Here is a 1879-nt window from a genome sequence, read left to right as displayed (position 1 = left end):
AGTTTATTTTCATGGTAGTGAAATAAGTTAGTTTCTTATAACTGCAAACTCATAGTAATTGTCCTAATGCTAAATCCCAATTTTTCATACAGTTTAATTGCTTGATTCCCTGCAAATGCACTTAGACGGATTTCTGAATATCCATCTTGTTTTAGATGGTCAATACCTGCTCTCATTAACAGTTTGGAAATCCCATTCCCTCTAAATTCTTCTATAACAAATAGTTCGTAAATAAATCCATTCATCATATCAGTAAATTGGTCTTTGCTAGTCCCTATAAGAATCCAGCCCATTAATTTATCGTTTTCTGTTGCTATTAAATAATAGCTTCCCTTTTCCAAAAGTGGTTTAACAAGTTGGTCAATTTTTTCTTTTGTAGGTTCTACTTCACCTAATGTGCCATCAAAAACAGCTTGTGGCGAAAGAGATAATACCTTTTTTAGTTCAAAATCCTTAGGTTTTCTAATATCCATTTATTGAATCAGTCCTTTAATTTCCTATTATTCAGTTTAACATAATATCCCAATAATTCTCTTCTAAAGGCTAATATTAACTTGAATTCTTCTTGCGCTAACCTGCCCCGTTAGCACAAGAAGCGATTGTTCTAATAGAGCAATCGCTTCCCATCAATTCTTATAATTTAAATCATCGTTGTAAAGTTGTATCCATCGCTTTCGTTTTGAAAATAAAATGGAAAATAATACAATTTCACTTAGAGCTAATAAACCTACACCTAATGCTAATCCTCCAAAAAACAAGATCTCATTAACGCTCCAAGAAAAGAAAAACCAACCTAATATTCCAATTACACCTAAACATAAGTTAATAGTTCCTGCAATGAGGGCTTGCGGTAAAAACAGTCCTGTTTTTATAATCATAGTCGAACCATATTTAAAACTTACAAAGATTGAAACAATCATAAAAATAACGTATATAGTCATAGCAATATCTATTTCATTCATATAATCTACCCCTTTTATATAAATATTTGCCCTATCAATCCATAATCCCTATTAAAGAATACTATCTGGTTAGTAATACAACAAAAAGCTGTAAATATGATTTCTCCGATCTTAAGCTCTTGCCCCTATTAATTGAATAAGGAATAAGTAGTACAATCCCAATGTTTTACACCAGATTTTCTTTTGCCTTTCCATCCTTTTTTCTGTAACTCTCTTGCTATCAACATATTAAAAAAACCATGCCCAATCAATGCTACTGAATTAAATTCTTTTGCATAACTGATTAACTGTTGTGATGCCTTATTCGCCCTTAATTTTGCATCACTCAATGATTCACAATCGTAAGAATAACCACAAAACCACTGGAACCTTAATATAATTGCCCAAGAACTCGGTCTTAGTTTTATATCCAATAATTTTAATGAAAGAACTGGTAATTCAGTTTCTCGAAATAAAGGATTAGGTATTATTTTTACTCCTGGGTTTAGTAATTTAGCTGACTGAACAGCCCTTTTTAAATCACTGGTAATAACTATTTTTGCATTTACTACTTTTTCTGTGGTAAAAGAAGGATATGTTAATTCTTCAAATACTCCATTGTAATTATATTTTTCTACCCACTTTTTAAAATCTAAACAAGTTATTTTATCATTTTCAGTGAGTTGTGATCTTCCATGTCTCACTAATGAGATTTCCATAATTTCTCTCCTTGAACTTTACATTACTTACTACTAATAACTGATATATTCTGTGGTTATTTAAAAAATCCTTCTTGAACGAACCTGCAATTTACTTCTAAAAGAAAAAGCCATTCTCCTTCTTGAAGAATAGCCCCACTTTAACTTTAAGTACATTACTCACAATCTTACACATCAATAAACTCAATACTTTAAATGTGTTGTCCATGCAAAAAAATG

General features: G+C 30.9%; 3 protein-coding genes. All 3 read right to left on the bottom strand.

From position 1 onward, the window contains the following. Nucleotides 1–35: 35 nt before the first annotated feature. The gene (locus V7112_RS14480; protein ID WP_335420971.1) at nt 36–473 is read right to left on the bottom strand and encodes a GNAT family N-acetyltransferase; all 438 of its coding nucleotides are present in this window, start codon (nt 471–473) and stop codon (nt 36–38) included. 153 nt (nt 474–626) lie between these two features. Beyond that, complete coding sequence (locus V7112_RS14475) at nt 627–962, bottom strand: hypothetical protein (protein WP_335420969.1); 336 nt, start codon at nt 960–962, stop codon at nt 627–629. 128 nt (nt 963–1090) lie between these two features. Beyond that, nucleotides 1091–1660: a histidine phosphatase family protein gene (locus V7112_RS14470; protein ID WP_335420967.1), complete on the bottom strand. Its 570-nt coding sequence runs from the start codon at nt 1658–1660 to the stop codon at nt 1091–1093. Nucleotides 1661–1879 lie beyond the last annotated feature (219 nt).

Origin of the sequence: Bacillus sp. JJ1566, assembly GCF_036962685.1 — a bacterium.
Taxonomy (GTDB): Bacteria; Bacillota; Bacilli; order Bacillales; family Bacillaceae_L; genus Ferdinandcohnia.
This window is presented reverse-complemented; position numbering and strand designations above follow the sequence as displayed.

Bases quoted from the DNA above. Each gene is read 5' to 3' on its own strand.
- V7112_RS14475 (WP_335420969.1), bottom strand. From the start codon at position 962: ATGAATGAAATAGATATTGCTATGACTATATACGTTATTTTTATGATT.
- V7112_RS14480 (WP_335420971.1), bottom strand. From the start codon at position 473: ATGGATATTAGAAAACCTAAGGATTTTGAACTAAAAAAGGTATTATCT.
- V7112_RS14470 (WP_335420967.1), bottom strand. From the start codon at position 1,660: ATGGAAATCTCATTAGTGAGACATGGAAGATCACAACTCACTGAAAAT.